23 protein-coding genes and 1 tRNA gene are annotated in these 25,402 nt (G+C 70.8%); 16 read left to right on the forward strand and 8 right to left on the reverse strand.

Going from position 1 to position 25,402, the window contains the following annotated elements; translation table 11 throughout:
• Positions 1–66: 66 nt before the first annotated feature.
• Positions 67–948 carry a manganese catalase gene (locus ACFQQL_RS10710; RefSeq protein ID WP_382394143.1) on the forward strand — a complete coding sequence of 294 codons (882 nt, stop codon included), beginning with the start codon at positions 67–69 and terminating at the stop codon, positions 946–948.
• A gap of 72 nt (positions 949–1,020) precedes the next feature.
• A complete protein-coding gene (locus ACFQQL_RS10715; protein ID WP_382394145.1) occupies positions 1,021–1,269 on the forward strand; it encodes an acyl carrier protein in 249 nt (82 codons plus the stop codon).
• An 88-nt stretch (positions 1,270–1,357) separates the two neighbouring features.
• Here the strand turns inward: ACFQQL_RS10715 and ACFQQL_RS10720 are convergent, their stop codons facing one another.
• Together ACFQQL_RS10720 and ACFQQL_RS10725 are read right to left on the reverse strand one after the other, a co-directional pair.
• A complete protein-coding gene (locus tag ACFQQL_RS10720) occupies positions 1,358–1,792 on the reverse strand; it encodes a DUF4383 domain-containing protein (RefSeq protein ID WP_382394147.1) in 435 nt (144 codons plus the stop codon).
• A 105-nt stretch (positions 1,793–1,897) separates the two neighbouring features.
• Complete coding sequence (locus ACFQQL_RS10725; RefSeq protein WP_382394149.1) at positions 1,898–2,611, reverse strand: SOS response-associated peptidase; 714 nt, start codon at positions 2,609–2,611, stop codon at positions 1,898–1,900.
• Positions 2,612–2,755: 144 nt separating this feature from the next.
• On the opposite strand from ACFQQL_RS10725, the gene ACFQQL_RS10730 reads away from it, so the two are divergent.
• Together ACFQQL_RS10730 and ACFQQL_RS10735 are read left to right on the forward strand one after the other, a co-directional pair.
• Positions 2,756–2,828: transfer RNA gene (locus ACFQQL_RS10730), tRNA-Ala, on the forward strand.
• Between the two features lie 240 nt (positions 2,829–3,068).
• Positions 3,069–4,739, forward strand: coding sequence for an alpha/beta hydrolase (locus tag ACFQQL_RS10735; RefSeq protein WP_382394151.1), 1,671 nt, complete (start codon positions 3,069–3,071; stop codon positions 4,737–4,739).
• Positions 4,740–4,913: 174 nt separating this feature from the next.
• Here ACFQQL_RS10735 and ACFQQL_RS10740 read toward each other — a convergent pair whose 3' ends face one another.
• Complete coding sequence (locus tag ACFQQL_RS10740) at positions 4,914–6,131, reverse strand: alpha-hydroxy acid oxidase (protein ID WP_382394153.1); 1,218 nt, start codon at positions 6,129–6,131, stop codon at positions 4,914–4,916.
• 24 nt (positions 6,132–6,155) lie between these two features.
• Positions 6,156–7,469, reverse strand: a complete 1,314-nt coding sequence (locus ACFQQL_RS10745) for an MFS transporter (protein WP_382394155.1) — start codon at positions 7,467–7,469, stop codon at positions 6,156–6,158.
• Between the two features lie 131 nt (positions 7,470–7,600).
• Between ACFQQL_RS10745 and ACFQQL_RS10750 the strand changes: the two genes are divergently transcribed.
• From ACFQQL_RS10750 to ACFQQL_RS10760, 3 genes are all read left to right on the forward strand, one after another.
• The gene (locus ACFQQL_RS10750) at positions 7,601–8,248 is read left to right on the forward strand and encodes a GntR family transcriptional regulator (protein ID WP_382394157.1); all 648 of its coding nucleotides are present in this window, start codon (positions 7,601–7,603) and stop codon (positions 8,246–8,248) included.
• A 352-nt stretch (positions 8,249–8,600) separates the two neighbouring features.
• Positions 8,601–8,981 (forward strand): nuclear transport factor 2 family protein, encoded by a 381-nt coding sequence (locus ACFQQL_RS10755; protein WP_382394159.1) that lies wholly within the window; start codon positions 8,601–8,603, stop codon positions 8,979–8,981.
• Positions 8,982–9,227: 246 nt separating this feature from the next.
• Positions 9,228–10,949 carry a dihydroxy-acid dehydratase gene (locus ACFQQL_RS10760; protein WP_382394161.1) on the forward strand — a complete coding sequence of 574 codons (1,722 nt, stop codon included), beginning with the start codon at positions 9,228–9,230 and terminating at the stop codon, positions 10,947–10,949.
• Between the two features lie 224 nt (positions 10,950–11,173).
• Here ACFQQL_RS10760 and ACFQQL_RS10765 read toward each other — a convergent pair whose 3' ends face one another.
• Positions 11,174–11,923: an alpha/beta hydrolase gene (locus ACFQQL_RS10765; RefSeq protein WP_382394163.1), complete on the reverse strand. Its 750-nt coding sequence runs from the start codon at positions 11,921–11,923 to the stop codon at positions 11,174–11,176.
• A 102-nt stretch (positions 11,924–12,025) separates the two neighbouring features.
• Here ACFQQL_RS10765 and ACFQQL_RS10770 point away from each other — a divergent pair, with 102 nt between their 5' ends.
• From ACFQQL_RS10770 to thiD, 4 genes are all read left to right on the forward strand, one after another.
• Positions 12,026–12,307, forward strand: a complete 282-nt coding sequence (locus ACFQQL_RS10770) for a DUF1905 domain-containing protein (RefSeq protein ID WP_382394165.1) — start codon at positions 12,026–12,028, stop codon at positions 12,305–12,307.
• Between the two features lie 55 nt (positions 12,308–12,362).
• The gene (locus ACFQQL_RS10775; RefSeq protein WP_382394167.1) at positions 12,363–13,130 is read left to right on the forward strand and encodes a metallophosphoesterase family protein; all 768 of its coding nucleotides are present in this window, start codon (positions 12,363–12,365) and stop codon (positions 13,128–13,130) included.
• 39 nt (positions 13,131–13,169) lie between these two features.
• A complete protein-coding gene (gene lhgO / locus ACFQQL_RS10780) occupies positions 13,170–14,369 on the forward strand; it encodes an L-2-hydroxyglutarate oxidase (protein ID WP_382394169.1) in 1,200 nt (399 codons plus the stop codon).
• A gap of 74 nt (positions 14,370–14,443) precedes the next feature.
• The gene (gene thiD / locus ACFQQL_RS10785; protein WP_382395362.1) at positions 14,444–15,235 is read left to right on the forward strand and encodes a bifunctional hydroxymethylpyrimidine kinase/phosphomethylpyrimidine kinase; all 792 of its coding nucleotides are present in this window, start codon (positions 14,444–14,446) and stop codon (positions 15,233–15,235) included.
• Between the two features lie 5 nt (positions 15,236–15,240).
• Here thiD and ACFQQL_RS10790 read toward each other — a convergent pair whose 3' ends face one another.
• Positions 15,241–16,284, reverse strand: a complete 1,044-nt coding sequence (locus ACFQQL_RS10790; protein ID WP_382394171.1) for a LacI family DNA-binding transcriptional regulator — start codon at positions 16,282–16,284, stop codon at positions 15,241–15,243.
• A gap of 151 nt (positions 16,285–16,435) precedes the next feature.
• Here ACFQQL_RS10790 and ACFQQL_RS10795 point away from each other — a divergent pair, with 151 nt between their 5' ends.
• From ACFQQL_RS10795 to ACFQQL_RS10815, 5 genes are all read left to right on the forward strand, one after another.
• Positions 16,436–17,737, forward strand: a complete 1,302-nt coding sequence (locus ACFQQL_RS10795) for an ABC transporter substrate-binding protein (protein ID WP_382394173.1) — start codon at positions 16,436–16,438, stop codon at positions 17,735–17,737.
• Between the two features lie 26 nt (positions 17,738–17,763).
• On the forward strand, positions 17,764–18,732 hold the full coding sequence (locus ACFQQL_RS10800; RefSeq protein WP_465254049.1) for a carbohydrate ABC transporter permease: 969 nt from the start codon (positions 17,764–17,766) through the stop codon (positions 18,730–18,732).
• A gap of 110 nt (positions 18,733–18,842) precedes the next feature.
• Positions 18,843–19,649: a carbohydrate ABC transporter permease gene (locus tag ACFQQL_RS10805; protein ID WP_465254050.1), complete on the forward strand. Its 807-nt coding sequence runs from the start codon at positions 18,843–18,845 to the stop codon at positions 19,647–19,649.
• A 59-nt stretch (positions 19,650–19,708) separates the two neighbouring features.
• Positions 19,709–22,033: an FAD-dependent oxidoreductase gene (locus ACFQQL_RS10810; protein WP_382394179.1), complete on the forward strand. Its 2,325-nt coding sequence runs from the start codon at positions 19,709–19,711 to the stop codon at positions 22,031–22,033.
• Between the two features lie 99 nt (positions 22,034–22,132).
• Positions 22,133–23,962 (forward strand): glycoside hydrolase family 2 protein, encoded by a 1,830-nt coding sequence (locus ACFQQL_RS10815; RefSeq protein WP_382394181.1) that lies wholly within the window; start codon positions 22,133–22,135, stop codon positions 23,960–23,962.
• A gap of 6 nt (positions 23,963–23,968) precedes the next feature.
• On the opposite strand, the gene ACFQQL_RS10820 is transcribed toward ACFQQL_RS10815, so the two are convergent.
• Together ACFQQL_RS10820 and ACFQQL_RS10825 are read right to left on the reverse strand one after the other, a co-directional pair.
• Positions 23,969–24,337, reverse strand: a complete 369-nt coding sequence (locus tag ACFQQL_RS10820; protein WP_382394183.1) for a DUF4342 domain-containing protein — start codon at positions 24,335–24,337, stop codon at positions 23,969–23,971.
• 124 nt (positions 24,338–24,461) lie between these two features.
• Positions 24,462–25,361 (reverse strand): alpha/beta fold hydrolase, encoded by a 900-nt coding sequence (locus ACFQQL_RS10825; RefSeq protein WP_382394185.1) that lies wholly within the window; start codon positions 25,359–25,361, stop codon positions 24,462–24,464.
• Between the last annotated feature and the right edge of the window lie 41 nt (positions 25,362–25,402).

Consider the following 25,402-nt stretch of genomic DNA (forward strand, 5'->3'; position numbering starts at 1 on the left):
ACGTCCCCGGACCCCGGACAGAACGGACGCGTCGCCGACCCCGCCTGCGGGCGGAGAGGAGAAGCGATGTTCTTCCACACGCAAGAGCTGCAGTTCAGCGCGACGCCCGAGAAGCCGGACGCCGTCTACGCCCGGAAGCTCCAGGAGGTGCTGGGCGGCCAGTACGGCGAGATCTCGGTCGCCATGCAGTACATGTTCCAGGCCTGGAACATGCACGTGCCGGGCAAGTACCGGGACCTGGTCTTCGGCATCGGTGCCGAGGAGTTCGGGCACGTCGAGATGCTCGCCACGATGATCTCCCAGCTGCTCGAGAAGGCACCGCTCGGGGTCGCCGAGGCTGCCGTCCAGGACGACCCGACGGTGGCCGCGGTGGTGGGCGGCACCGACGTGCAGCAGGCCATCGTGGCGGGTGCCGGCGCCCGACCCGTCGACTCCAACGGCAACCCCTGGCAGGGCTCCTACGTCACCGCGAGCGGGAACCTGCTCGCGGACTTCACCGCGAACGCGAACGCCGAGATGCAGGGGCGGGTCCAGGTGGCACGGCTGTATCACATGACCGACGACCCTGGCGTCCGGGAGATGCTCGCCTTCCTCCTGGCGCGCGACACCATGCACCAGAACCAGTGGCTGCGCGCCATCGAGGAGCTCAAGGCGGACGGGCTGGAGCAGCTCCCGGTGCCGAGCAACTTCCCGCAGGGCAAGGAGCACACAGAGGTCTCCTACCAGTACCTCAACTTCTCCGACGGCGGGCAGGCGGGTGACGGCCCGTGGGCCCACGGGCCGAGCCTGGACGGGAACGGCGAGCACAGCTACCACGACGGACCGACCACGTCGGCGCCCATGCCGCCACCGACCCGGCCGGACGCGCGGTTCTACGGCACCACAGACCTGCCGAACGCCGTCGAGAAGGTGGCCGGAGCGGCCCAGGACGCGCTGAACCGCGAGTAGACCTCCGTGCCGGTGCGGCACGGGAATGACCTGACGAGACCCCTGAAGGAGCAAACGAGAGAGGAGGCCACCATGGCCACCGGTGAGACCGGATTCGACGACGTGACCTACGACCTGATCTCCGTGCAGTACCACGCGCTCAAGGCGGGGCACGACTACGGCCAGTACGTGCGCGACGCGCGCAACGCCGGCCAGGAGGAGATCGCCACCTTCTTCGAGAAGGTCATGGCCGAGGACTCGGCGCGGGCGAAGCAGTGCCACGAGTTCCTCCGCCGGCTGGGCGGCATCGACAACACCCAGCCGCAGCAGGGCCCGGCCTGACGAGCGACGGAGAAGCTGCCGGCGGTCCGCCGTCGACACGAGAGGGCCCCGGGTGCCACGCACCCGGGGCCGCTCTTTCGTGCCGTGGCTACGCGTCGACACGCCGCGCGCCCCGGGCGCGGTCCGGCCACACCGCGATCGCGAGACCGGCGGCGGCGCTGGCCACGTGCAGCCAGTTGTCGGCGGCGTTGATGTTGAGGATGTTGACGTCCGGGTCGTCGACGACGACGAAGCCGTACACGGCCGCGGCTCCGTAACCGAGGAGCAGGATCCACCCGAACAGCCGGGCGCGGCCCGGCCTGGACCACAGCAGGGCGCCGAGCAGTCCGATGAGCAGATGGACCACGTTGTGCAGCGGGTTGATCGCGAACACCAGGAGGGTCTGGGAGTGGTCGTGCTCGACCCAGTTGCCGAAGCCGGTGATGAGGAAGCCGACGATCCCCACCAGCAGGTAGATCACGCCGATGGCGAGGGCGAGCCATTGGAAGGGCGCGGTGCGCCGCGCGGTTGCCGGTTGGGTCATGATCGCTCCGCGGGGGTGAGGTGGGTCACGTCTCCTCACGATGCGTCCACGGTTCTCGGTGCGCACGCCGAGATCGGCACCGTGACGATGCTGTGACCTGGAGCGTCAGGTCTCGACGCGCTCCACGAGCTCCGGGCCGTCGTTGTCGACGTTCCCGACCGCCCGGTCCACGGGCCGCGGCTCGAGCTCCGGCGGTGACATGGCGTCGATCATCGACCGCACGTCGGCGAGGCTCGTGGTCCGCGGATCGAGCCAGTCCGAGACCATGTCCCGGGGCAGGACCACGGGGGAGCGGTCGTGGATGTGGCCGAGCGTGTCGGTGGCGGTGGTGGTCATGATCGTCATGGTCCAGAGCCACTTGTCCGGATGGTCGTCCGGCAGCTCGGGGTCCGGCCAGAGCTCGTACAGCCCGGCGAAGGCGAGCGGCCCGTCGCCGTGCAGGAAGTACGGCTGCTTGCCGCCGCCCGGCAGCTTCTCCCACTCGTAGTAGCCGTCGGCCGCGACCACGCACCGGCGGCGGGAGGCCGCCTTCTTGAACGCGGGCTTCTCGGTCACGGACTCCGAGCGGGCGTTGATGAGCCGGGAGCCGATCTTCACGTCCTTGGCCCACGACGGCACCAGCCCCCAGCGCACCGTGCGCAGCTGCCGCTCGGGCGCGGCGTCCGGCTCCTCACGTGGCGCCCGTTCCAGGACGGTGCGCACGTCGTGCGTCGGGGCGACGTTCCAGGACGGCGGCAGCTCCTCGCCCACGACGTCCGTGACGTCGAAGGCGTCGATGAGGTCGGCGTCCCGTCGGGCGTTGGCGTAGCGGCCGCACATGCGCCCAGTGTCTCCCGAGCCGCCCACACCGCGGGACGGCCCGACGGCTGGGCGCAGTGGCGAGGCTCACGGTCCGGGCATGGTCCGGAGATTGGCTCTCGGAGTGGGTCTGGCCTATTCTGGTCTTCGCCCTCTGGGGCGTACGGGGCTATGGCGCAGTTGGTAGCGCGCTTCCATGGCATGGAAGAGGTCGAGGGTTCGAATCCCTCTAGCTCCACAGTTTTCGCGACAATGGTCGTCACGGGGCCGGACCTTCGGGTTCGGCCCTTTTCGACGTTCCGGTGGTGCTCCTTGGACCTCTGCGACCGTTCGCCCGGGTCCGCCACGCTCCGTCTGCTCCATGCCGTCGGTGGCGCCACCGGCCTCGACCCCTCCTCCCTCCGGACGACGACCCCGCGGCGGTATCTCCATCCCCGGGGGGATCTCCGCGCCGTGCGCCCCTGGTAGGAAAGACCGCATGCGACCGAGACTGAGCAGAGAAGCCGCCCGGACCGCCACCGCCGTCGGAGCTGCCGCGTTGCTCGTCGTCGTCGGCGTCCCGGCGGTCTCCGCCGCCGGCCCGGCCGACGCGACGGGCGACGCCCCGCAGGTCGAGGCGCCCGTTCCGGACATCAGCTGGACGGCCTGCGAGGGGGAGGGGCTGGCAGCGTTCGACTGCGCCAGCGTCGAGGTCCCCACCGACTACGACGAGCCGGCCGGCGACACGACGACGATCGCCCTCACCCGGCTGCCCGCCACCGAGCCCGACCAGCGCATCGGCAGCCTGTTCGTCAACTTCGGTGGTCCCGGCGGCCCGGGGGTCGCCACCATGCACCAGCTCGGCGGACCGTTCCTGGACCCGCAGGTGCACGCCCGGTTCGACGTCATCGGCTTCGACCCGCGCGGCGTGGGCGAGTCCGACCCGGTGACCTGCTTCCCGGACCAGGCGTCCGAGAACGCATTCCTCGCCGACACCCCGGTCGTCCCCATCAGCCAGCGCGAGCAGGCCCAGTTCCTCACGTCCTTCGCCACGACCGCCGCCTCATGCGAGGTGCTCTCCGGCAACCGGATCGCGCACGCGTCCACCGCCAACGTCGCGCGCGACATGGACGTGCTGCGCCAGGCGGTCGGCGACGAGCAGCTGAGCTACCTCGGGTACTCCTACGGGTCCGTCCTCGGCGCCACCTACGGGACGCTGTTCCCCGAGCGCGTCCGCGCCCTGGCCATCGACGGCACCCTCGAGCCCTCCGGCTGGTCCGGCGGTGAGGGGTCCGTCGGACTGCGCACCGGGCAGGGCGTCGCCGCGAGCGAGGTCTTCGACGAGTTCCTCGCCACCTGCTCCGAGGCCGGCCCGGAGGCCTGCTCGCTCGCCGCGCTCGGTGAGCCGCGCGAGGTCGTCGAGACGGTCCTGGAGCGACTGCGGGAGGAACCGGTGGAGGTTCCGCTGCCGGACGGCAGCACCGTCGAGTTCGGGTACGGGGAGGCCGTCTCGACGGCGTTCAGCGCGCTGTACTCGCCGCTCGGCTTCGCGCCGCTGGCCGACTCCTTCGCCGAGCTTGCGGCGCTGACCGGCACGCAGGCGCAGCATCGCCGTGCCTCGGCGGGCGACGTCGGGGACCTGCTGCGTCGTCTCGGCCTCATCGAGGACTACTCGGGCGTCGGCAGCGCACTGGCGTCGATGTGCGTGGACGGCGAGCACCCGCTGAAGCCCTGGGAGTACGCCGCGCAGGCCGACGCCGCCGACGAGGAGGCCCCGCACTTCGGGCGAATGCGGTCCTGGGTCGGTATCCAGTGCGAGTTCGTCCAGTTCCGCGACGACGACGCCCACCTGGGTCCCTGGGACCAGACCACCGAGGCGCCCGTGCTGGTCATCGGCACCCGGCACGACCCGGCGACCCCGTACGACCAGACGCAGCCGTACGCGGACCGATTCCCCGACGCCCGCGTGCTGACGGTCGAGGGCTACGGGCACGGCACCCTCGGCATCAGCACCTGCGCGAATGCTGCCATCGCCCGCTACCTCACGGACCTGACGGCAACCGACGGTGCCACCTGCGGCCAGGACGTCGCACCGTTCCAGGACGTACCGGCGCAGCTCCCGGCCGACCAGCTGCTCCTGGCGCCGACCCCGGGCGTGCCCGGGACCTGATCCGGTCTACGCGAGCACAGCCAGGAGCATCGTGCGCACCTGGTCGCCCGTCCGCACACGCGCCCCCAGGTGGGGCCACCAGGGAGATCCGGCGTTGCCTCGAGCGCTACGGCGGACGACCGATCTTCCGCATATGGCCGCAGCCCCAGCACCATCAGGCTGCGAGGAAAACCCTCATGGTCGGCCCTGGTGCAACAGGTGCGGCCCCAGCTGGTCCACCGAGCCGGCCCCCAGCAGCTTCATCGTCGTGCGGATCTCCTGAGCCAGGATCTGCAGAGCCCGGTCCACGCCCGGCCGACCACCGGCCATGAGGCCGTACAGGTACGCGCGGCCGACGAGCGTGAAGTCGGCCCCGGCGCACAGCGCGGCCACGACGTCCGTACCGGAGAGGATTCCGGAGTCCAGCACGAGCTCGACGTCGGGTCCGACTGCGGTGCGCACGGCGGGAAGGATCCGCAGGGGAGCAACTGCCCGATCCAGCTGCCGACCGCCGTGGCTGGACACGACGACGCCGTCGGCTCCCGCGTCGACGGCCCGGACCGCGTCCTCGGGACCCAGTACCCCCTTCACGAAGAGCTTTCCGCGCCACACCGACCGGATCCATGCGAGGTCGGTCCAGTCCAGCGTGGGGTCGAACATCGAGTTGATCATGGAGGGCAGATCGGTCGTCGAGTGGGACAGCGAGGCGAACGCCAGCGGTTCCGTGGTGAGGAAGTTGAACCACCATCCCGGTCGGTATGAGGCGTCGAGAACGGTGCGAGCCGTGAGGCGTGGTGGGATCGTCATCCCGTTGCGCAGGTCCCGCAGCCGCTGGCCGGCGACGGCCGTGTCAGCGGTCACCAGCAGCGTGTCGTATCCGCCGGCGGCGGCACGTTCGACGAGTCGGCGCGACGCGTCGCGGTCCTTCCACAGGTAGAGCTGGAACCAGCGACGGGCGTCGGGCGCGGCCTCGGCCACCTCCTCCACCGACCGCGTACCCATGGTGGACAGCGCGAACGGGATGCCCGCCTCCTGGGCTGCTCGCGCTCCGGCGATCTCGCCCTCGGCGTGCAGGAAGCGGGTGAACCCGGTCGGGGCGATCCCGAACGGGAGGGCGGCACGGCCCCCGGCGATCGTCGTGGTCGTGTCGGCCTCCGCCTGCCCGCCCTGCAGCACCCGAGGCAGGAACTCGACCTGGTCGAACGCGGTACGCGCCCTGCGATAGCCGATCTCGTCCAGGGCTGCACCGTCCGCATAGTCGAACGCGGCCCGGGGTGTCCGCCGTCGCGCGATGAGACGCAGGTCGGCGATGTCGGCGGCGCGAGCGAGCAGGGCCGGTGTGCGGCGAAGCGTCGGTGCCTCGAGCTGCAGCAGGCTCGCAAGGTCGCGGAGGTTGGGGACCTGCCGCCTCATGGGTCTCCTTTCGGGACGAGTGGCTCAGTCCTGGGTGGGGCGGGGCGCGACGGCGACGGCGACCAGAGAGAGTCCGCAGCACAGCACGAGGTAGAGCGCGGCGTAGAGCGTGCCGCCGCCCGCAGCCTCGATGAGCGCCGCCGTGATCAGTGGCGTGAGGCCAGCCACGATCGCGCCGTTGATCTCGCGGGTCAGCGCGACGCCGCTGTAGCGGCGGTCGAGCGGGAAGAGGCCGGTGAGGAACGCGCCCTGGGAGCCACCGGTGGCGGACATGGCGAAGGCGTAGCCGCACAGCAGTGCCGCTGTCGCCTGCCAGAAGTTTCCGCTGGACAGCGCGTTGAAGAGCGGGAACGCGAGTGCCAGGCCGACGATGCTCCCGGCGATCATCATGGTCCGGGAACCCACACGGTCGGCAAGTAGGCCGCCCACCGGGCTGAGCACGACCGCCGCGAGGGAGGAGATCGTGACGGCGAGGAGCGCCTGCGTCGCCCCGAGTCCGACGGCGTCGGAGGAGAGATAGCCGACGGCGAAGACCGCCATGATGTAGTTGAGCGCGTTGTGCCCGGTGATGGACAGGAAGCCGGTGGCGAGTGCGCGCTTGTTGTGGCGGAAGATCTCGGCGGCGGGCAGCTTGCGCTCGACGGGCTGCTCAGCCATCGCCGCCCGGTACTCGGGTGTCTCCTCGAGGCTCCGGCGGATGTAGAGCGCCACGAGGAAGAGCACCGCGGACACCAGGAACGGCAGCCGCCACGCCCACCCGAGAAGGACGTCGTCGCCGAGCGCGGAGACGCCGAGGAAGGCAAACGTCGCCAGGGCGATGCCGGCCGGTGGGCAGGAGAGTGGCAGCGACGTGATCAGGCCGCGGCGGCGCCGTGGCGCATACTCGGCGACGAGTGTGACCGCACCGGCCAGCTCGGCCCCGGCACCGAAGCCCTGGATGAGACGGAACAGCACCAGGAGCACGGGCGCCAGGAGTCCAACCTGGCTGTAGGTCGGCAACAGGCCTACGGCTACGGTCGCGACGCCCATGAGTAGCACGGTCAGGAGCATGGCGGGACGGCGTCCGAAACGGTCACCGAAATGACCGATCAGTACACCGCCGAGCGGTCGGGCGCCGAAGCCCACGGCGAACGTGGCGAACGCCGCGAGGTCGCCGGCCGACTGATCACCCGAGAAGAACAGAGGTCCGATGACCACGCCGGCTGCCGCACCGTAGAGCGCGTAGTCGTACCACTCGATGACCGTTCCCGTGACGGCGGCGATGACGGCCTTGCGAGCCCCGCGCGGCCAGCCGTCCGTGGCGTCTGGGTGCTTCGTGTCCTCGTGCGGCAACGCCATGATGTTCCTCCTCGAACACGTCTGGGCGTGACGTACCTGAAGAATATTTCTAGCGCATCTATGATCTGACCCGCGAGGCCCGTACCACGTGGCGAGCAGGACCGGCCGGGAGGTCAGGTGTGCGACGGTTGATGACGGACCGCATCCTCGAGCGGCTTCGTGAGCAGATCCTCGAGGGCGGCCTGGCCCCCGGCGAGGTCGTTATCGAAGGTGCGCTGGCGGCGAGCTTCGGGACGTCCAAGACGCCGGTCAGGGAGGCGTTGCGCCAGCTCGCCAGCGAAGGGTTGCTCACCGTGCTGCCGAAGAAGGGGTATCTGGTGCGCGGCCTGAACCTCAACGACCTCCGTGAGGTCCTGGACCTGCGGATGCTCCTGGAGCCGCATGCCGCCGGGTCGGCGGCGGAGTTCGTCGATGACGTCGTCCTCGAGGACCTGCGCGCCGCGGTGGAGCGCCAGTCGGCAGCGGGCGAGGGCACGGTCGAGGCGACGCGCAGCGCCCGCCGGTTCCACGGCGCCGTCGCGCGCGGCTCGCGGAACGGGCATCTCGCGGAAGCCCTGGAGCGTTGCTTCGTCGACATGTCGCGGGCGCACCACCTGCATGCCGGACTGCATGCCTCGTTGTCGACCGCGGCCGACGTGTCCGGGCACGAGGCCGTCTTCTCGGCCATCGCCGCGGGTGACGCGATGGCCGCCGAGGAGGCGATGCGTACGCATCTGCGGTCGGTGCGTCGCACGGTGATGGCGCAACTGCACCGGGCCGGCCGACTCTGGGAGGAGTGATCTCAGCGGCCATGAGCGGGCTGCTTCGGTTGGGAACGTTTCGCGTGCGGACGGATCGCGTTGCGGCGGATCACGCGAGGCCGTCACAGGACGAACGGGGGTACAACGCAACGGTTGACGTCGTGTACGGAATCATATATTGCTAGTCGTCGAGTCAATCCACTGACCAGTTGTGGTGGTCAGTGGGAATTGGTGAGGCATCCGGGTGGGCGGCGCAGTGGGCCCAAGTGATCCCGAGGCCTGCGGCGCCGCTTCACAGTGGACCGTGAGCCCATCCGCGTGTTCCCTGGCCGGCCGGGCTTTGCTTCCGGTGCGGATGTCCGCCCGGCGCAACTCCGACCGAGGGAGAGACATGAGTCAGCACTCCAAGGAAATTGTTCTCAACTTCTACGAGGCGTATAACCAACGCGACGTCGAGCGAGCGATGTCATACATCGGGGACACCTATATCCAGCACAACCCGTGGGTCTTGGACGGGCCGGCCGGATTTCGTCGGTTCGTCGAATTTCTGCGCGACAAGTTCCCCGATGGACGGAACGAGGTCAAGCGTGTCATCGCCGAGGATGACCTCGTCGCCCTGCACGTCCACTCCCGCCGGACTCCGGATGAGGAGGGGCGCGCCATCGTCGACATCTTCCGTGTGGAGAACGACAAGATCGTCGAGCACTGGGACGTGATCCAACCGATCCCGCGCGAGATCTATCCCCCCGTCACTGACAACGGGTACTTCTGATCGGTACTCGGAGATCGCGTCACGGCGGGCGGTCTCGCCAAGGAGCCTGACGCAGTCGCGGTTGCAATAGGACGGTTCGCCGTACCCCTGAACGTCCCGAACCCAACCCACTAGGCACATACGACCCGCGACGCCAGCCCGGTTCGACGTGCGGCTGCGGCGTTCGTCGGATCCGAGACGAAGCCGGCGCGGCGCGGTGCCTCTAGCATGTCGGCGGGCCGTGCGTGCCGCCGCGAAGGAGCGTCCATGTCGCAGGAGCACATCCATCGGCTCGACGGTCGGATCTTCCGTGACGACGGCGCCGACGGCATGGTGCACCGGGCGTTCCTGCGCGCCGAGGGCTTCAGCGCCGAGGAGGTGCGCCGCAGCCCTGTCATCGGGATCTCGACGAGCTGGAGCGAGCTCAACCCTTGCAACAACGGCTTCCGGGAGCTCGCGGCGGCGGTCAAGCGGGGCGTCGAGGCCGCCGGCGGGCTCGCCCTCGAGTTCCCCTCGATCTCGATCAGCGAGCCGTTCAGCCGACCGTCGTCGATGTACCTGCGCAACCTCATGGCGATGGACGTCGAGGAGGCGACGCTCGCGGCTCCCATCGACGGCGTGGTGCTGCTCGGTGCCTGCGACAAGACGGTGCCCGCCGTCCTCATGGGAGCGATCAGCGCCGGGACGCCGGCCGTGCTCGTCACGGGGGGCCCGCGACCCGTCGCCTGCTGGCAGGGCAGGCCGGCGACCGTCGACGACCAGTGGGAGGTCATCGACTCCCGGCGCGTCGGGAACCTCAGCGACGAGGACTGGCGCGCGTTCGAGGGCGTCATCCACGGCGGTCCCGGAAGCTGCAACGTCATGGGCACGGCGACGACGATGGCGGCCATCGGCGAGCTCCTCGGCTTCGCGCTGCCCGGCTCGAGCCTGCACCCGGCGGCCTCGCCGGAGCGCACGGAGGTCGCCGAGGCGTCGGGGCGGCTCGTGGCCGACGTGGTGGCGCGCCGCATCACGCCGGCGTCGCGCATCACGATGGACGCCCTCGAGAACGCCGTGCGCACCGTCTGCGCCCTCGGCGGCTCGACGAACGCGCTCATCCACCTCGAGGCGATCGCCGGGCGCGCCGGGCTGCGCATCGGGTTCGACCGGCTGCGCGAGTGGTCGCGGAGCACCCCGTTCATCACCGACGTCAGACCGAACGGCCGCGGCTTGCTGAGCGAGCTCGAGGCAGCCGGCGGCATCCCGGCCGTCGCTGCCCGGATCCGGCACCTGCTGCACGAGGACGTTCCCACGGCCGACGGCCGCTCGTGGGGCGAGGTGTTCGACGACCTGCCGTCGCCCCCGCCCGCGGGCCCGATCGGTGACCCGGCGGCGCCCCTGACGCCCGACGGCGGGATCGCCATGGTGCGGGGCACGCTGGCACCCGGTGGCGCGGTCATGAAGATCGCCGGTGCTCCCGGCAGCATGCGGCGACACCGGGGCAGGGCGGTCGTCTTCGACGGTGTCGCCGACATGTGGGCCAAGATCGACCGCGACGACCTCGACGTGGACCCCTCGAGCGTGCTCGTGCTCCGCGGTGTCGGGACGCTCGGCGGGCCAGGGATGCCGGAGGTCGGCCACGTCCCGATCCCGGCAAGACTCGCCAACGCCGGCGTCACCGACATGCTCCGGGTGACGGATGCCCGGATGAGCGGTACGTCGAGCGGCAGCGTCGTGCTGCACGTCTCGCCGGAGGCCGTCGTCGGCGGGCCGCTCGCCTACGTGCGGGACGGCGACGAGATCGAGCTCGACGTCGCCGACGGGCGCCTCGACCTGCTCGTCCCGCCCGAGGAGCTTGCGCGCCGCGAGCCGGCGGATGTCGGGCCCACGGAGCCGGCCCGCGGGTGGGGCCGGCTCTACGCCAGGCACGCGCTCCAGCCCGACGCCGGGTGCGACTTCGACTTTCTCGTCGCCGAGGCACAGCACCCGGGCAGAGGGGACCTGGCCTGAGCACGATCGGTCGGCCGATGGTCATCCGGGTGCTGGCGGCCGGGCAGATGTCGTCGTGCGGGGACGGGTCCCCACCAGGCTGTAGCCGGTCCTCGATGCCGGAGCGCGGCTGGGGGTCGCCCGAGACCGCCTGGCTCGTCCTCGCGCAGCTCGCACACCAGCCGCGGGGAGCCGTGCAGCCCCCGAGCCGCCTGGAACGCGACCTTCGCCGGCCGGATCGGTGCCTACTCGGACCCGACGGGGAAGTCGCCCCAGAGTCGGTGCAGGAAGGCCACGCTCAGCGCGAGCCATCCCTGCACGGGCTCGTTGACGTAGTCGCTCCTGCCGTCGGCCGTCAGCGGTTTGGCGAGGCTGAGGCCGTGGGTCCCGGAGTCGTAGACGTGCAGCTCGAAGCGCACGCCGGCACGGGCGAGCGCGCTGGCGAACGCGAGGCTGTTGACGATCGGGACCACCTCGTCGTCGGCCGTGGAGAAGAGGAACGTGGGCGGCGTCTGCGCCGTGACGTGCTCGTCGGTCCCGGGGATGGCGGTACCCATCGGGTCGCCCATCGCGGCCAGGGTCACCGGGTAGCCCAGCACCAGGGCGTCGGGCTTGACGTCGCTGACCGTGCCGAGGCTGGACGCCAGATGCCCGCCCGCGGAGAAGCCGACGGCGGCGATCCGGTCCGGGGCGAGACGCAGCTCCGCGCTGCGCTCACGGATCAGGCTGAGCGCGGCCTGCGCCTCGCTCAGGGCCTCCTCGAACGTGTGCTCGTCCCCGACCGAGTAGCGCAGCACGAAGGCGTTGAACCCCTCGGCGAGGTAGGCGAGTGCGACGGGCTCGGCCTCCCGGTCCGAGACGTGCCGGTAGCCGCCGCCCGGGAGCACGAGCACCGCCGGCCGGACCGCCGCGTTGCTCAGCGCGTCCGATTCGTCCTGGAGGTAGCCGGTGAGCCGTGCGCCGGCATCGCCGACGGCCTCGGTGAAGACGTGCATGTCGCCCCTTCGCGTCGCGGAGATCTCTCAGCCGATATGGCGATTCAGGATAGGGCGCGTCGTCATCGGAGAGACACTGCTGGACGAGGAGGAGGGACGATCATGGCTACGACGCCGCTCGACATCCGCTTCACCGCCACGCTCGGCAAGGCACGCGAAGGCGACACCTGGACCTGTGTGCAGCTGCCGGACTCCGCGACGATCTTCGGCACCAGGGGACTCGTCAGGGTCAGCGGTACGGTCGACGGGCACCCGTTCCAGGGCTCCTTCATGGCCCTCGGTGACGGCACGCACAAGCTCCCGGTCGCGGCCGCCGTACGCCAGGCCATCGGCAAGACGGACGGCGACGACGTCGAGGTCCACCTCACCGAGCGCCGCGGCTGACCCTGGGGGCGCGGTGACGCCCGCCCAGGGCCGGCCGTCGTGGGAGGATCGCCGGGTGCCGCTCGACCGCATCGCCCTGATCTCGGACGTCCACGGCAACCTCACGGCGCTCGAGGCCGTGCTGGAGGACATCGCCGCTCGCGGCGTCGACCGGATCATGAATCTCGGTGACTACGTGGGCAAGGGCCCGCGGGGCAGCGCCGTCGTCGACCGGTGCCGCGAGGTGTGCGAGGTGAACGTGCGCGGCAACTGGGACGACTTCCTGCCCGGCTACGACGTGGACAACCCGATGAGCCCGGACAACCCCGCGTTGCTCTGGTGGCGGGACGAGCTGCGGCCCGACCAGCGCGACTGGCTGCGGACGCGACCCCTGAGCCACGACCTGCTGATGAGCGGACGCCGGATCCGGCTCTTCCACGCCTCGGCCTCGAGCGTGCACACGCGCGTGTGGTTCCACCACACCGCGGAGGAGTTCGCCGGGATGTTCGCCACCACCGAGCTCACCGGGCCCGGGCCGGAGCCGACGATGGTGGGCTACGGGGACATCCACGACGCCTACGTCGAGACGAACCGGGGCCGCACCCTGTTCAACGTCGGCAGCGTCGGCAACCCGCTCGACGAGCCGGTCCCGTGCTACGTGATCCTCGAGGGCGTCCTGGACGCCCCGGACCCGGCACTGTTCGGGCTGCAGCACGTGCGCGTGCCCTACGACGTCGAGGCCGAGATCGCCGTCGCCGCCGAGGCCGGGATGCCCGAGCTCGAACCCTGGACGCGGGAGCTGCGCACCGGCGTCTACCGGAACGCGGAGGCGGCACCGGGCTGAGGCCGACCGTGAGCGGCTTCCGCCCGTACCCTCGGACGGATGACTGAGGGGCGCGCGTTCGCCGTGGTCGGTGCGGGCATCATCGGGTGCGCCGTCGCACGCGAGCTGCTCTCTCGCCTGCCCGGGGCCGCAGTGACGGTGTACGAGAAGGAGCCACGGGTCGGGGCGCACCAGAGCAGCCACAACTCCGGCGTCGTCCACGCCGGGCTCTACTACCCGCCCGGTGGCCTGAAGGCGCGGCTGTGCCGGCGGGGTGTGGGGCTGCTCGAGGAGCTCTGCCGCGAGCACGACGTCCCGTACCTCACCTGCGGCAAGGTTCTCGTCGCACGGGACGAGCCCGAGGTGGACAGGCTCCGGGCGATCCACGCCCGGGCGACGGCGAACGGCGTCCCGGGCGTCAGGCTCGTCGGACCGCAGGAGCTGCGGGAGATCGAGCCGCACGTCGTCGGGGCCGGCGCGCTCCACTCGCCCCGCACGGCGATCACCGATTTCGCGGCGGTCACCCGCGCCCTGGCCGACGACGTTCTCGCCCGCGGCGGCACACTGCAGCTGGGGGAGGAGATCCGCACGATCCTCTCGACGGCGTCCGGCGCCGAGGTCCGCACCGATACGGCAGCCGCACGGTACGACGCGGTCGTGGTGTGCGCGGGCCTCCAGTCGGACCGGCTCGCGCGCCGCTCCGGCGCGCCGCGTGAGCCCGCGATCGTGCCGTTCTTCGGTCAGTATTACCGGGTCGACCCCAGCCACGAACACCTCACCCGCGGCCTCGTCTACCCGGTGCCCGACCCGCGCCACCCGTTCCTCGGCGTCCATCTGACCAGGCGCGTCGACGGCGGGATGACGGTGGGCCCGAACGCCTTCCTCTCCCCGGGGCGTGAGCGGTACGCCGGGTGGATGCCCGACCTGCCGGACCTGCGGGACGTGGTGACCGCACCGGGCTTCTGGCGGCTCGCCGCGCGTAACGTGCCGACGGCGGCGGCGGAAGCCCTGACCGTCCTGCGCCCGGCACGGTTCCTCGCCGAGGCGCGTGCCTACGTCCCGGCGCTCGCCGACGCGACGCTCACCTACGACACCCGCGGCGTACGGGCCCAGGCTCTGGGCCAGGACGGCGCCCTCGTCGACGACTTCGTCATCCAACGGTCCGGCCCGGTCACGCACATCCGCAACGCCCCCTCGCCGGGCGCGACGTCGTCGCTGGCCATCGCCGAGCACATCGTGGACGACGTCCTGGACCGGTGAGCGGAGGGGCCCGCGTCAGGAGTACGTTGGGACGATCGAACCTGCTCGTCGCGCGTTCCCGAATCGGAGGACCGATGGTCAACCTCGCCTACGTCATCGCCGGCTCTGAAGCCACCGGCGGCGCCGGTATCCAGGCGGACCTGAAGACCTTCCAACAGCTGGGCGTCTACGGCGTCGGCACCCTCACGTGCATCGTCTCCTTCGACCCCAAGAACGACTGGTCGCACCGCTTCGTCCCGGTCGAGCCGGAGGTGATCGCCGACCAGATCGAGGCCGCGACGGCCACCCATGACCTCGACGTCGTCAAGATCGGCATGCTCGGCACCCAGGGCACGATCGACGTGGTCGCCAAGGCGCTGAACGAGCACGACTTCCGGCACGTGGTCCTGGACCCGGTGCTCATCTGCAAGGGGCAGGAGCCGGGCGCGGCGCTCGACACCGACAACGCCCTGCGCGAGCACGTGCTGCCGCACGCGAGCGTCGTCACGCCGAACCTCTTCGAGGCCAAGACGCTCTCCGGCATGGACACGATCGAGACGGTCGAGGACCTCACCGAGGCCGCCCGCCGCATCCACGAGCTCGGTCCCACGTACGTGATCGCCAAGGGCGGCGTCGAGCTGCCCGGCGACGAGGCCGTCGACGTGCTCTACGACGGCGAGGAGACGCACGTCTTCGCAGTGCCGAAGGTCGGGCAGGAGCGAGTCTCCGGCGCCGGGTGCACGCTGGCCGCAGCCGTCACGGCGGAGCTGTCCAAGGGCGCCGACGTGCGTGACGCCGTTGCGACCGCGAAGGCCATGGTGACGGCCGGCATCGAGGGCCGGGTGGCCGCCCGCACGCCGTTCGAGACGGTCTGGCAGGGCGCCTAGGCGCGCTAGCGTCCGGCCAGCACGCCTGTCGAGCTCTCCCGCGGAACGAGCGTATGTCCGACGACGGTCTCCTCCGGTGCCGCGTCATGGTCCTCGATCCGACGGATCACCAGCTCGACGGCCCGCTCCGCGCTTGTCTCGATGTCCGGTGCCATCGTGGTCAACGTCGGGTTCGAGTAGGCCCCCTCGGGGAGGTTGTCCCACCCCGTGACGGCGACGTCGTCGGGAACTCGCACGCCGTGCCGTCGGAGGGCGTGCATGGCGCCGACCGCGATGAGGTCGCTGGCGCACACGAGACCGTCGAACCGCACGCCACGCTCCATCAGGTCCTCGACAGCCCGAGCCCCTGACTCGCGGGTGAACTGCTGCGCCGGGACGACGTCCACCACCGGCGTGCCGGCCTGCTCCAGTGCCTCGCGGAACCCCAGCATGCGCAGCCATCCCGGCCCGAACTGCCGGGTCTCCTCGGCGCCGACGAACACCAGCGACCGCCGGCCGAGATCGTGGAGGTGCTGGGTCACCTCCCTGCCGGAGGACTTGTTGTCGATGATGACGTGGTCCAGGTGCGAGCCGTCGACGGGCTCGCCGAGGAGGACGAGCGGCAGGGGACCGTGCGCCTGCGTGACCGTGACGCTGTCCAGGCCCTCCGGCCGCAGGATGATGCCGTCCACGAACTGCGCGTCGAACCCACCGGCGACATACCGTTCGGCCTCGGGCCGTCCGCTCGTCTCGCTGATGAGGACGGTGTAGCCACGGGCCTCGGCCGCCCGGATGATGTTGTGCGCGAGGTGAGCGAAGTACGGCATCGTGAGATCCGGGAGCGCGACGGCGAGCAGGTGGGTCCGGCCGGAACGCAGCTGGCGCCCGACCAGGCTCGTGCGGTAGCCGAGCTCGGCGATGGCCTGCTCGACCCTGGCGCGGGTCTCGGGGCGGACGTTGGTGCGGTTGTTGACGACGTTCGAGACGGTCTTCCACGACACGCCGGCACGCTCGGCGACGTCCTTGACACTCGGACGTCGTCGCGGACGTCCGGACCCCTCGCGAGCCACTAGCTGCCCCCCGTCGTCCGCTGCACCGCTCTTGGGCGGGCGAGTCTACGAGGCCGGGCGTTGACGCTTGCGAGCATGCTCAGTACCTTAACGTTCTCACGTTGTAATACAACGTTAGAACGAGTCCCCGCCAGTGAAGCCGGAGGTATCCATGTCCAGGTCGCATGCTCGCCGAACAGGTCGGCACATCGCCGTCATCGGGACGGCGGTGCTCGGGGTCTCGCTCGCGCTCGCCGGCTGCGGCGTCGGCGGCGCGGGGCAGGGGGACAACCAGCCGCAGGACGGTCCCGGGCGGATCCGCGCCACCTGGTGGGGCACGGACTCCGAGAACCAGGCCCTGAACGCGGCCTTCGACGACTTCGTCGAGGCATCCGGCGTCGACGTCGCGCGCGAGACCCAGGCGTGGGACGGCTACTGGGACCGATTGGCCACGCAGACCGCGGGACGCAACGCCCCCGATCTCATCATGCAGGCCGGTAGCCAGATCCCGGACTACGCCGGCCGCGGGGCGCTCATGGACCTCAGCGCTGTCGACGGACTCGACACCGACGTCGTGGACGAGGGCCTGCGCGACTTCGGTGCGGTGGACGGCACGCTGTACGGCGTCGTGGCTGCCGCCAACGCCATGGGGCTCGTCACCAACGACGACCTGATGGAGCAGGCCGGGGTCTCCGTGCCGGACGGCGAGTACACCTGGGACCAGCTGGCCGAGGTCGCGGTCCAGGCGTCCGAGGAGCTGGGGGAGGACGTCTGGGGCATCCAGGACGGTGGTGGTGACCTGATCCTGTTCATCCTCACGGTCCGCGACGACGGTCGGGAGTTCTACGGCGACGACGGCTCGATCAACGCGACGCGCGAGGATCTCACCGCGTGGCTGCAGTACTGGCAGGACCTCCGCGACGCGGGCGGTGCCCCACCCGCGGACGTCACCGCCGAGGGGCAGGGCGAGCTACCCAACGCGCCGCTGGCCCAGGGGCGCGCTGCCATGGGCTTCGGCTGGACCCAGGACTACGTCTCGTACACGAACCTGATGGACGCTGACCTGTCCATCGGGCTCCCGCCCTACAACGCCGAGCACCCGAGCCTGTGGATGAACGCCGCGAGCCTGTGGTCCGTCTCCGCCCGCAGTGAGAACCCCGACGCGGCGGTCGCCGCCATCGACCACTTCCTCACCGACGAGGACGCGATCGAGAAGATCGGCGTGAACATCGGCATGCCGCCGTCGCAGGAGGCTCGGGACCAGCTCGAGGGCACCCTCCCCGCGGAGGAGCAGGCGGCCATGGACTACATGGACGAGGTCGCGGAGACCTCGACGCCGCTCACCCGCCTGTGGCCCGCCGGCTTCGCGGAGCAGCGCACGCTCCTTGCCGAGCTCAACGAGGCCGTCGCCTTCGGTGAGATGACGATCCCCGAGGCGGTGGACGAGTTCTTCGCGACCGCAGAGTCCGCATGACCGGCGGGACGGGTCTCGGCGTGCGGGTGACGGGGGCACCGCCAGGTGCAGGCGGCCGAGTAGCGGTCGCCCGGCCGTCGCCGGCGCCCCGAGGCCGAAGGTCCCGACGACGGCGGGCGTCCGCCGTCGCGGGGTACCTCTTCCTCCTGCCCTGGTTCGTCGGTCTCGTGGGGTTGGTCCTCGGGCCCATGCTCGCCTCGGCCTACCTGTCGTTCACCGAGTACGACCTGTTCACGGACGCGCGCTGGGTGGGTCTCGCCAACTACTCGGAGGCGCTGACCGCCGACACGGACTTCCGCCAGTCCGTGAGCGTCACCTTCACCTACGTCGTCGTCTCGGTGCCGCTGCGGCTCGCCGTCGCGCTCGCGCTCGCACTGGTCATGAACCGGGCGATGCGCGGCATGGCGTTCTATCGGTCGGTGATGTACCTGCCGTCCTTGCTCGGCGGCAGTGTCGGCATCGCGGTCCTGTGGCGTCAGCTCTTCGGACGCGACGGTGCCGTCAACGACCTGCTCGGGCTCGTCGGCATCCAGGGGCCGAACTGGATCGCCGACCCGGACTACTCGCTCCTGACCATCATCGTCCTGGCGGTCTGGCAGTTCGGCTCACCCATGATCATCTTCCTCGCGGGCCTTCGGAACATCCCGGCGGAGCTGCTCGAGGCGGCGTACGTCGACGGCGCCGGAACGATCCGCCGCTTCTTCTCCATCACGCTGCCGCTGCTCACGCCGATCGTGTTCTTCAACCTCGTGATGCAGACGATCGTCGCGTTCCAGGCCTTCACACCGTCGTACATCATCAGCAACGGCACCGGCGGACCGGTCGGCTCGACCCTCTTCTACACGCTGTACCTCTACCAGAAGGCGTTCGCCGAGTTCGAGATGGGTTACGCCTCCGCGCTGGCGTGGATCCTCGTGGCGATCATCGCGGCCTTCACCGCCGTGGCCTTCCTCAGCTCGCGGCGCTGGGTCTTCTACGCGGACGAGGGGCGGTGAGGGGCATGGTGACTGCACCGGTGACACCGAGGGCACCGACGACGTCCGGGTACGACGTCGCGTCCGCGGCGGCACGGCGCTCGGGACGCCCGGCGTTCCGGCGTGTGCTGATGCACGGCGGCCTGGCGCTGCTGTGCGCCGGCATGGTGTACCCGCTGCTGTGGATGGCACGGGGATCCATCGCTCCTGAGGACCAGATCTTCGGCTCGGACTCGATCGTCCCCAGCCAGGTGGTCCTGTCGAACTACGTCGACGGCTGGGGCGCGAACCCGCCCGGCTTCGGACGCTTCCTCCTCAACTCGGCGGTCGTGTCCCTCGGTGCCGTCATCGGCAACCTGATGGCCTGCACGCTGGCCGCATACGCCTTCGCACGCATCGAGTTCCCGCTCAAGCGCCTGTGGTTCGCCGCGATGCTGGCCACCGTCATGGTCCCGGCGCACGCGACCCTGATCCCGCAGTACACGATCTACACCGTTCTCGGGTGGGTCGACACGTACCTGCCGCTCGTCGTGCCGAAGTTCCTTGCGACCGACGCGTTCTTCATCTTCCTCCTCGTCCAGTTCATGCGGAGCATCCCGCGTGAGCTCGACGAGGCGGCCGAGATCGACGGGTGCGGTCACTTCCGCCGCTTCGTCAAGGTCATGCTGCCGCTGATGACGCCGGCACTGGCGACGACAGCCGTGTTCACCTTCATCTGGACGTACGAGGACTTCATGGGGCCGCTGATCTACCTGGCCGACGTCAACGAGTACACCGTGCCGCTCGGCCTGCGGATGTTCATGAACAGCATGGGGCAGTCCTCCTACGGGCAGCTCTTCGCCATGACGACGCTGTCCCTGCTGCCCGTGTTCGTCGTCTTCATGATCTTCCAGCGCCGCCTCATCGAAGGGATCGCCACCACGGGTCTGAAGGGATGAGAGGCGTAGGCAGACGGCAGGTCAGGCAACAGGTGACTTTCGATTGCGTGGGTACAGAGATGACGAGACGTGTGACGGAGAACTACGACCTCGTGGTGTGCGGCGGTGGCCTCGCGGGTTTCACGGCCGCAGTCGCGGCGGCGCGCATGGGGCACCGCGTCTGCCTCGTGCAGGACCGGCCCGTGCTCGGCGGGAACAGCTCGTCAGAGGTGCGAGTGGTCCCGCGAGGCAGCACGACGTACCACGCCTACGCCCGAGAGGGCGGCGTGCTCGCCGAGCTGATGATCGGCGAACGGATGCGCAACCACGAGCCCATCTTCGAGAACGGCTGGGCCAACAGCGTGTGGGACCTGTCTCTGTACGACATGGCTCAGCGCACCGACAACCTCACCCTGCTGCTCAACACCGTCGTGCGGGAGGTGAGCGTCGAGGACGGCCGGATCACCTCCGTCACCGGATGGACGTCGTCGGCGGAGACGGACACGGTGCTCGGCGCGGAGGTCTTCCTGGACTGCACGGGCGACGGCGTCGTCGCTGCCTTGGCGGGGTGCGACTTCCGCTCGGGTGAGGAGGCCCGTGCGGAGTTCGGGGAGCCACACGCACCCCTCGAGGCCTCCGAGGCCACGATGGGCAACTCCATCCACTTCAAGACCAAGGATGTCGGTCATCCGGTCGACTTCGAGCTGCCCGAGTGGGCCGTGGAGTACGACGACCCCGACTTCTTCTACGCGCAGGGCCGCGTCCCGTACGACGTGCGCGGCGGATTCTGGTGGATCGAGCTCGGCAAGCCGTGGCACACGATCCACGACGCCGAGGTGATCCGCCACCAGCTGACGCGCCACGCCCTCGGTGTCTGGGACTGGATGAAGAACAAGGACCCGCGCACGCGTGAGGCGACGCGCAACCTCGCGCTCGACTGGCTCGGACAGGTCCCGGGCAAGCGCGAGAGCCGGCGCATCATGGGGCTTCACCTGCTGACGGAGCACGACCTGGTCCGCGACGAGCCCTTCGAGGACGAGGTCGCGTACGGCGGGTGGAACATCGACCTGCACACCCCCGGTGGGCTCCTGGCGCCCACGAGCGAACCGACCGCGGCCGCCGGCTATGACCTGCACTCCACTGAGTCGACGACGGCGTACGTCGGTCCGTTCGGGATCCCGTTGCGCTCGCTCGTCGCCAAGGACGTGAGCAACCTGCTCATGGCGGGGCGCAACGTCTCCGCCACGCACGTCGGCCTCGGCTCGGTGCGCGTCCAGGCCACGACGGCCATCATGGGGCAGGCAGCCGGCACCGCTGCCGCGGTGGCACTGGCGCGCCGGTTGCCGGTCCACGAGATCCCGACCGCTGCGATCCGGGACGTCCAGCAGCAGCTGCTCAAGGACGGCTGCTTCCTGCCGAACGTCGTCAACACCGACGAGCAGGACCTGGCCCGGTCGGCGACCGTCACCGCCTCCTCCGAGGCGGTCAACCTCGGGGCCTCGCCCGGCGACCGCTGGGTCGACGGCGGGCTCCGCGAGAACACCCGCCACAGCAGCGGTTACCTCACGGCGCTGCGCGCCCAGTGGATCCCCGTGGAGACCGGGCCCGAGGCTCCCGGGCTGCGCACGGTCAGCGTGCTCCTCCGCAACCACGCCGACCGGCCCGTCGAGATCCCGGCCCGGCTCCAGCAGGTCGAGCACATCTGGGACTACCGCGTCCGGACCGGCGCGGTGCTTGCCGAGACGGTGCTCACGGTCGAGCCGGGTGAGCACTGGGTGACGTGGGAGGTGGGCGTGGAGGCGACCGCGCTACGCGTCCAGGAGCCCGGCGGCCAGTACGTCCGGGTCGACCTCGCGTCCGCGCCCGACGTGGAGTGGCTCCGCGCCGGACGCATCCTCCCCGGTGCGGTGTCGGCGTTCGAGATGTCCCCGGGTCGGATGCGCCGGTTCGGTGACGGCGTGACCATGAGTCACCGGATCACACCGGCACAGCGTGCGTACCGGCCGATCAGCGTCGTCCGCGGAGCCGCACGTCCGCACCGGGCGACCAACAGCTGGCGGTCCGACCCGGGCCACCCCCTTGATCAGTGGCTCCAGCTCGCCTGGGACGAGCCACGACAGGTCGGCACGGTGCACCTCACCTTCGCGGGGCACCTGCTGCGCGAGTACGACCACACGCCCACCCTCTGGCGCGACCCCCAGACGGTCCGCGACTACACGCTCCAGACGTGGTCCGGGGAGGGCTGGCGGGACGTGCTGACAGTCCGGGAGAACGGTTTCACGCGGCGGGTGCACCGGCTGCCCGAACCCGTCCTCACCTCCGCGCTGCGCCTCGTGGTCCACGCGACGAACGGTGACCCGTCGGCGGCGGTCTACGAGGTCCGCTGCTACGCCGACGCCCGGTGACGGACTAGGACCCGAGAGCGCCCGAGATCTACGATGACCGGGCACCACCGCGAGTACATCGATGCAAAACATCCGACCAGCCGAACCTGGAGTACACCCATGCCCGGCGCCGACGCCGCTCCCACGCGTGCCACCACCGACGTGCCCCGTCCCGAGTACCCGCGGCCCCAGATGGTCCGGCCCGACTGGCAGTGCCTGAACGGGTGGTGGGACTTCCAGATCGACCAGGGGGACTCCGGGCTGGAGCGCGGCCTGCTCGAGACCGCGCTCGACGGGCGGATCCTCGTACCCTTCGCACCGGAGTCGGAGCTCTCCGGCGTCGAGAACACCGACTTCCTCGAGGCCGTCTGGTACCGCCGCACCGTCGAGGTACCGGCCGCGTGGGCCGGGCGGCGGGTCCACCTGCACTTCGGTGCCGTCGACCAGGACGCCACGGTGTGGGTGGACGGTGAGCAGGTCGGCCGGCACCGCGGCGGGTTCACCCCGTTCATCGTTGACCTCGGGGACCGTGCCGGGCAGACCGTCACCCTCACCGTGCGGGCGCGCGACACCCGCCATGGCCCGCAGGCGCGCGGCAAGCAGGCCACCTGGTACGCCAACACGGACTGCCACTACACCCGCACCACCGGGATCTGGCAGACCGTGTGGATGGAGCCGGTGGCGGACCCGCACATGCGCCGCCCCCGCATCACCCCGAACCTCGCGGCGTCCTCCTTCACCGTCCAGGTGCCGCTCAGCGCCAACCGGTCCGGCACCCGGCTCACGGCGGACCTCACGGCCGACGGCGAGACCGTCGCGTCCGCCGTCGTGCGGGCGGATCTCGACCTGGCGCCGTCGCTCACGCTGAGCGTGCCGGCGGACAAGGTGCGCCCGTGGGGCCCGACGGACCCCTACCTGTACGGGCTCGAGCTGCGGCTGGAGGACGCGGACGGCGTCGTCGTCGACCAGGTCACCTCCTACGCGGGCCTGCGGTCCGTGGCCATCGACGGCACCTCGTTCCTGCTCAACGGTGAGCGGATCTTCCAGCGGCTGGTCCTGGACCAGGGCTACTGGCCGGAGTCGCTCATGACCGCCCCGAGCGAGGACGCCCTCGTCCGGGACATCGAGCTCGGTCTGCGCGCGGGCTTCAACGGTGCCCGCCTGCACCAGAAGGTCTTCGAGGAGCGCTTCCTGTACCACGCCGACCGACTCGGCTACCTCGTGTGGGGCGAGTTCGGCGACTGGGGCATCTCCGGGTTCGGTCCGGCGGGGGACAACCAGCGCCCCACCGCCACGTTCGTCACCCAGTGGCTCGAGGCCCTGGAGCGGGACTACTCCCACCCCGCGATCGTGGGCTGGTGCCCCCTGAACGAGACGCACCAGGACCTCACCGACGGGATCACCGTGCTCGACGACGTCACGCGGGCGATGTTCCTGGCCACCAAGAACGCCGACCCGACCAGGCCCGTCATCGACGCCTCCGGGTACTCCCACCGCGTGGCCGAGACCGACGTGTACGACTCCCACTCCTACGAGCAGGAGCCGGCGGCGTTCGCGCGCGAGCAGGCCGGCCTGGCGGACGGTCGGCCGTACACCAACGTCGGCGGGCAGGGGCAGCCGTGGTCGCTGCCCTACCGGGGCCAGCCGTACTTCGTCAGCGAGTTCGGTGGCATCTGGTGGAACCCGGACCACCTGGAGCTGTCCGGCCAGGACAACACCGAGTCATGGGGCTACGGGCAGCGGGTCGGCGACGAGGAGGAGTTCCACGCGCGGTTCGAGGGGTTGACCGGCGTGCTCCTGGGGGACGCCAACATGTTCGGGTACTGCTACACCCAGCTCACCGACGTCTTCCAGGAGCAGAACGGCATCTACCGGTTCGACCGCTCCGAGAAGCTCGACGTGGAGAAGGTGCGGGCGGCCCAGCTCCGGGCGGCGGCGTTCGAGCAGTAGCGCGGGTCAGTCCTGGGAGGAGCCGATCTGCCCAGGGAGCTCGGCGTCCGGCCCGGTGCCGGACGAGGGCTCCGCGCCCGGCTCGGCCCGTCGCTCCACACCGACCGTCGCCTGGGTCAGCAGCGCTGCCACGGCCCCCACGGCGACCAGGGCGGGTGCGATGACGGCGGTGACCGCCGTGACCGCCACCCCGGCGGTGAGCGGGATCTCCAGGAGCGTGCGTCCGTCGCTGTTCTTGATGAACACGCGGCGGACATTGCCCTCGTGGACGAGCCCCTTGACCTGGTCGAGCAGCTCGGAACCGGAGACGGTGAACTCCTCGTACCAGGTCTTGCCGTCCCTGCCGTCCTTGCCGTCCCTGCCCGCCTCGCTCATCGCCCGACCGTCCTCTCTCCGACTCGCCCGCGGCCCTGTCGGCCGCGCCGTGACGCGTCCTCGGTCCAGTCTCTCGTGCGAGGACACCGGCCGTCGATGGTCCGGACGACCGGGATGAGCCGCGTCAGCCGCTGAGGAAGCCTTCGAGACGCTCCGCGACCTCGGCGGGCCGCTCCTCCTGCGGCACGTGGCCGCACTCGAGCGCCGCGCCGTCCACCGCCGCGTCGGAGACCTCACGCCACGTCTGCAGCACGTCGTAGGTCCGGCCGACCGTGCCGCGGGATCCCCACAGCGCGAGCAGCGGTCGTCCCAGCCGCCGGCCGGCGTCCCGGTCCGCGCGGTCGTGGGCCAGGTCGACGGTGGCCGCCGCCCGGTAGTCCTCGCAGATCGCGTGCACGTTCGCGTCCCGGTAGCAGCGCCGGTACTCGGCCGCCAGCTCCTGGTCCGGGACGCCGGGCGTCGCACTCTGCCGCGCCAGGTGCTCCGCCAGGAACGCCTCCCGGGCGCCGGCGATGAGCGTCTCGGGCAGCGGGGCGGGCTGGATGAGGAAGAACCACCAGAAGTACCGCGTGGCGAAGTCCTGGTCGGTCCGCTCGTACATGGTCAGCGTCGGCGCGATGTCCAGCACCGCCAGCCGGGTCACCGCGTCCGGGTGGTCCAGCACCATCCGGTGCGCCACGCGGCCCCCGCGGTCGTGCCCGACGACGGCGAACCGCTCGTGCCCGAGGTGACGCATCAGTGCGACGGCCTCGGCCGCCATCACCCGCTTGCTGTACGGCCGGTGCTCCCGGTCGCTCGGCGGGACGTCGGAGTCCCCGTAACCCCGCAGGTCCGGCGCGACCACGGTGTGCCGCCGAGCCAGCGCGGGGACGACGTCGCGCCAGGTCGCGTGGGTCTGCGGATGCCCGTGCAGCAGCAGCACGGGCGGCCCGTCGCCGCCGACGGCGACGCGAAGGCGGACGCCGTCGACCTCGACGTCGCGGGCCGCCAGGCCGGGCAGCAGCGTGCGTGGCGCGGCCGTCACGGCGTCGTCCCGGCTGAGACGGTGTCGACGCTCGGGTAGCT

Origin of the sequence: Georgenia alba (assembly GCF_042665525.1) — a bacterium.
GTDB lineage: Bacteria > Actinomycetota > Actinomycetes > Actinomycetales > Actinomycetaceae > Allobogoriella > Allobogoriella alba.

What these genes read in the sequence shown, in the direction of transcription:
- ACFQQL_RS10710 (WP_382394143.1), top strand. Translation starts at nt 67, where the DNA reads ATGTTCTTCCACACGCAAGAGCTGCAGTTCAGCGCGACGCCCGAGAAG.
- ACFQQL_RS10715 (WP_382394145.1), top strand. Translation starts at nt 1,021, where the DNA reads ATGGCCACCGGTGAGACCGGATTCGACGACGTGACCTACGACCTGATC.
- ACFQQL_RS10720 (WP_382394147.1), bottom strand. Translation starts at nt 1,792, where the DNA reads ATGACCCAACCGGCAACCGCGCGGCGCACCGCGCCCTTCCAATGGCTC.
- ACFQQL_RS10725 (WP_382394149.1), bottom strand. Translation starts at nt 2,611, where the DNA reads ATGTGCGGCCGCTACGCCAACGCCCGACGGGACGCCGACCTCATCGAC.
- ACFQQL_RS10735 (WP_382394151.1), top strand. Translation starts at nt 3,069, where the DNA reads ATGCGACCGAGACTGAGCAGAGAAGCCGCCCGGACCGCCACCGCCGTC.
- ACFQQL_RS10740 (WP_382394153.1), bottom strand. Translation starts at nt 6,131, where the DNA reads ATGAGGCGGCAGGTCCCCAACCTCCGCGACCTTGCGAGCCTGCTGCAG.
- ACFQQL_RS10745 (WP_382394155.1), bottom strand. Translation starts at nt 7,469, where the DNA reads ATGGCGTTGCCGCACGAGGACACGAAGCACCCAGACGCCACGGACGGC.
- ACFQQL_RS10750 (WP_382394157.1), top strand. Translation starts at nt 7,601, where the DNA reads ATGACGGACCGCATCCTCGAGCGGCTTCGTGAGCAGATCCTCGAGGGC.
- ACFQQL_RS10755 (WP_382394159.1), top strand. Translation starts at nt 8,601, where the DNA reads ATGAGTCAGCACTCCAAGGAAATTGTTCTCAACTTCTACGAGGCGTAT.
- ACFQQL_RS10760 (WP_382394161.1), top strand. Translation starts at nt 9,228, where the DNA reads ATGTCGCAGGAGCACATCCATCGGCTCGACGGTCGGATCTTCCGTGAC.
- ACFQQL_RS10765 (WP_382394163.1), bottom strand. Translation starts at nt 11,923, where the DNA reads ATGCACGTCTTCACCGAGGCCGTCGGCGATGCCGGCGCACGGCTCACC.
- ACFQQL_RS10770 (WP_382394165.1), top strand. Translation starts at nt 12,026, where the DNA reads ATGGCTACGACGCCGCTCGACATCCGCTTCACCGCCACGCTCGGCAAG.
- lhgO (WP_382394169.1), top strand. Translation starts at nt 13,170, where the DNA reads ATGACTGAGGGGCGCGCGTTCGCCGTGGTCGGTGCGGGCATCATCGGG.
- thiD (WP_382395362.1), top strand. Translation starts at nt 14,444, where the DNA reads ATGGTCAACCTCGCCTACGTCATCGCCGGCTCTGAAGCCACCGGCGGC.
- ACFQQL_RS10795 (WP_382394173.1), top strand. Translation starts at nt 16,436, where the DNA reads ATGTCCAGGTCGCATGCTCGCCGAACAGGTCGGCACATCGCCGTCATC.
- ACFQQL_RS10805 (WP_465254050.1), top strand. Translation starts at nt 18,843, where the DNA reads ATGCACGGCGGCCTGGCGCTGCTGTGCGCCGGCATGGTGTACCCGCTG.
- ACFQQL_RS10810 (WP_382394179.1), top strand. Translation starts at nt 19,709, where the DNA reads ATGACGAGACGTGTGACGGAGAACTACGACCTCGTGGTGTGCGGCGGT.
- ACFQQL_RS10815 (WP_382394181.1), top strand. Translation starts at nt 22,133, where the DNA reads ATGCCCGGCGCCGACGCCGCTCCCACGCGTGCCACCACCGACGTGCCC.
- ACFQQL_RS10820 (WP_382394183.1), bottom strand. Translation starts at nt 24,337, where the DNA reads ATGAGCGAGGCGGGCAGGGACGGCAAGGACGGCAGGGACGGCAAGACC.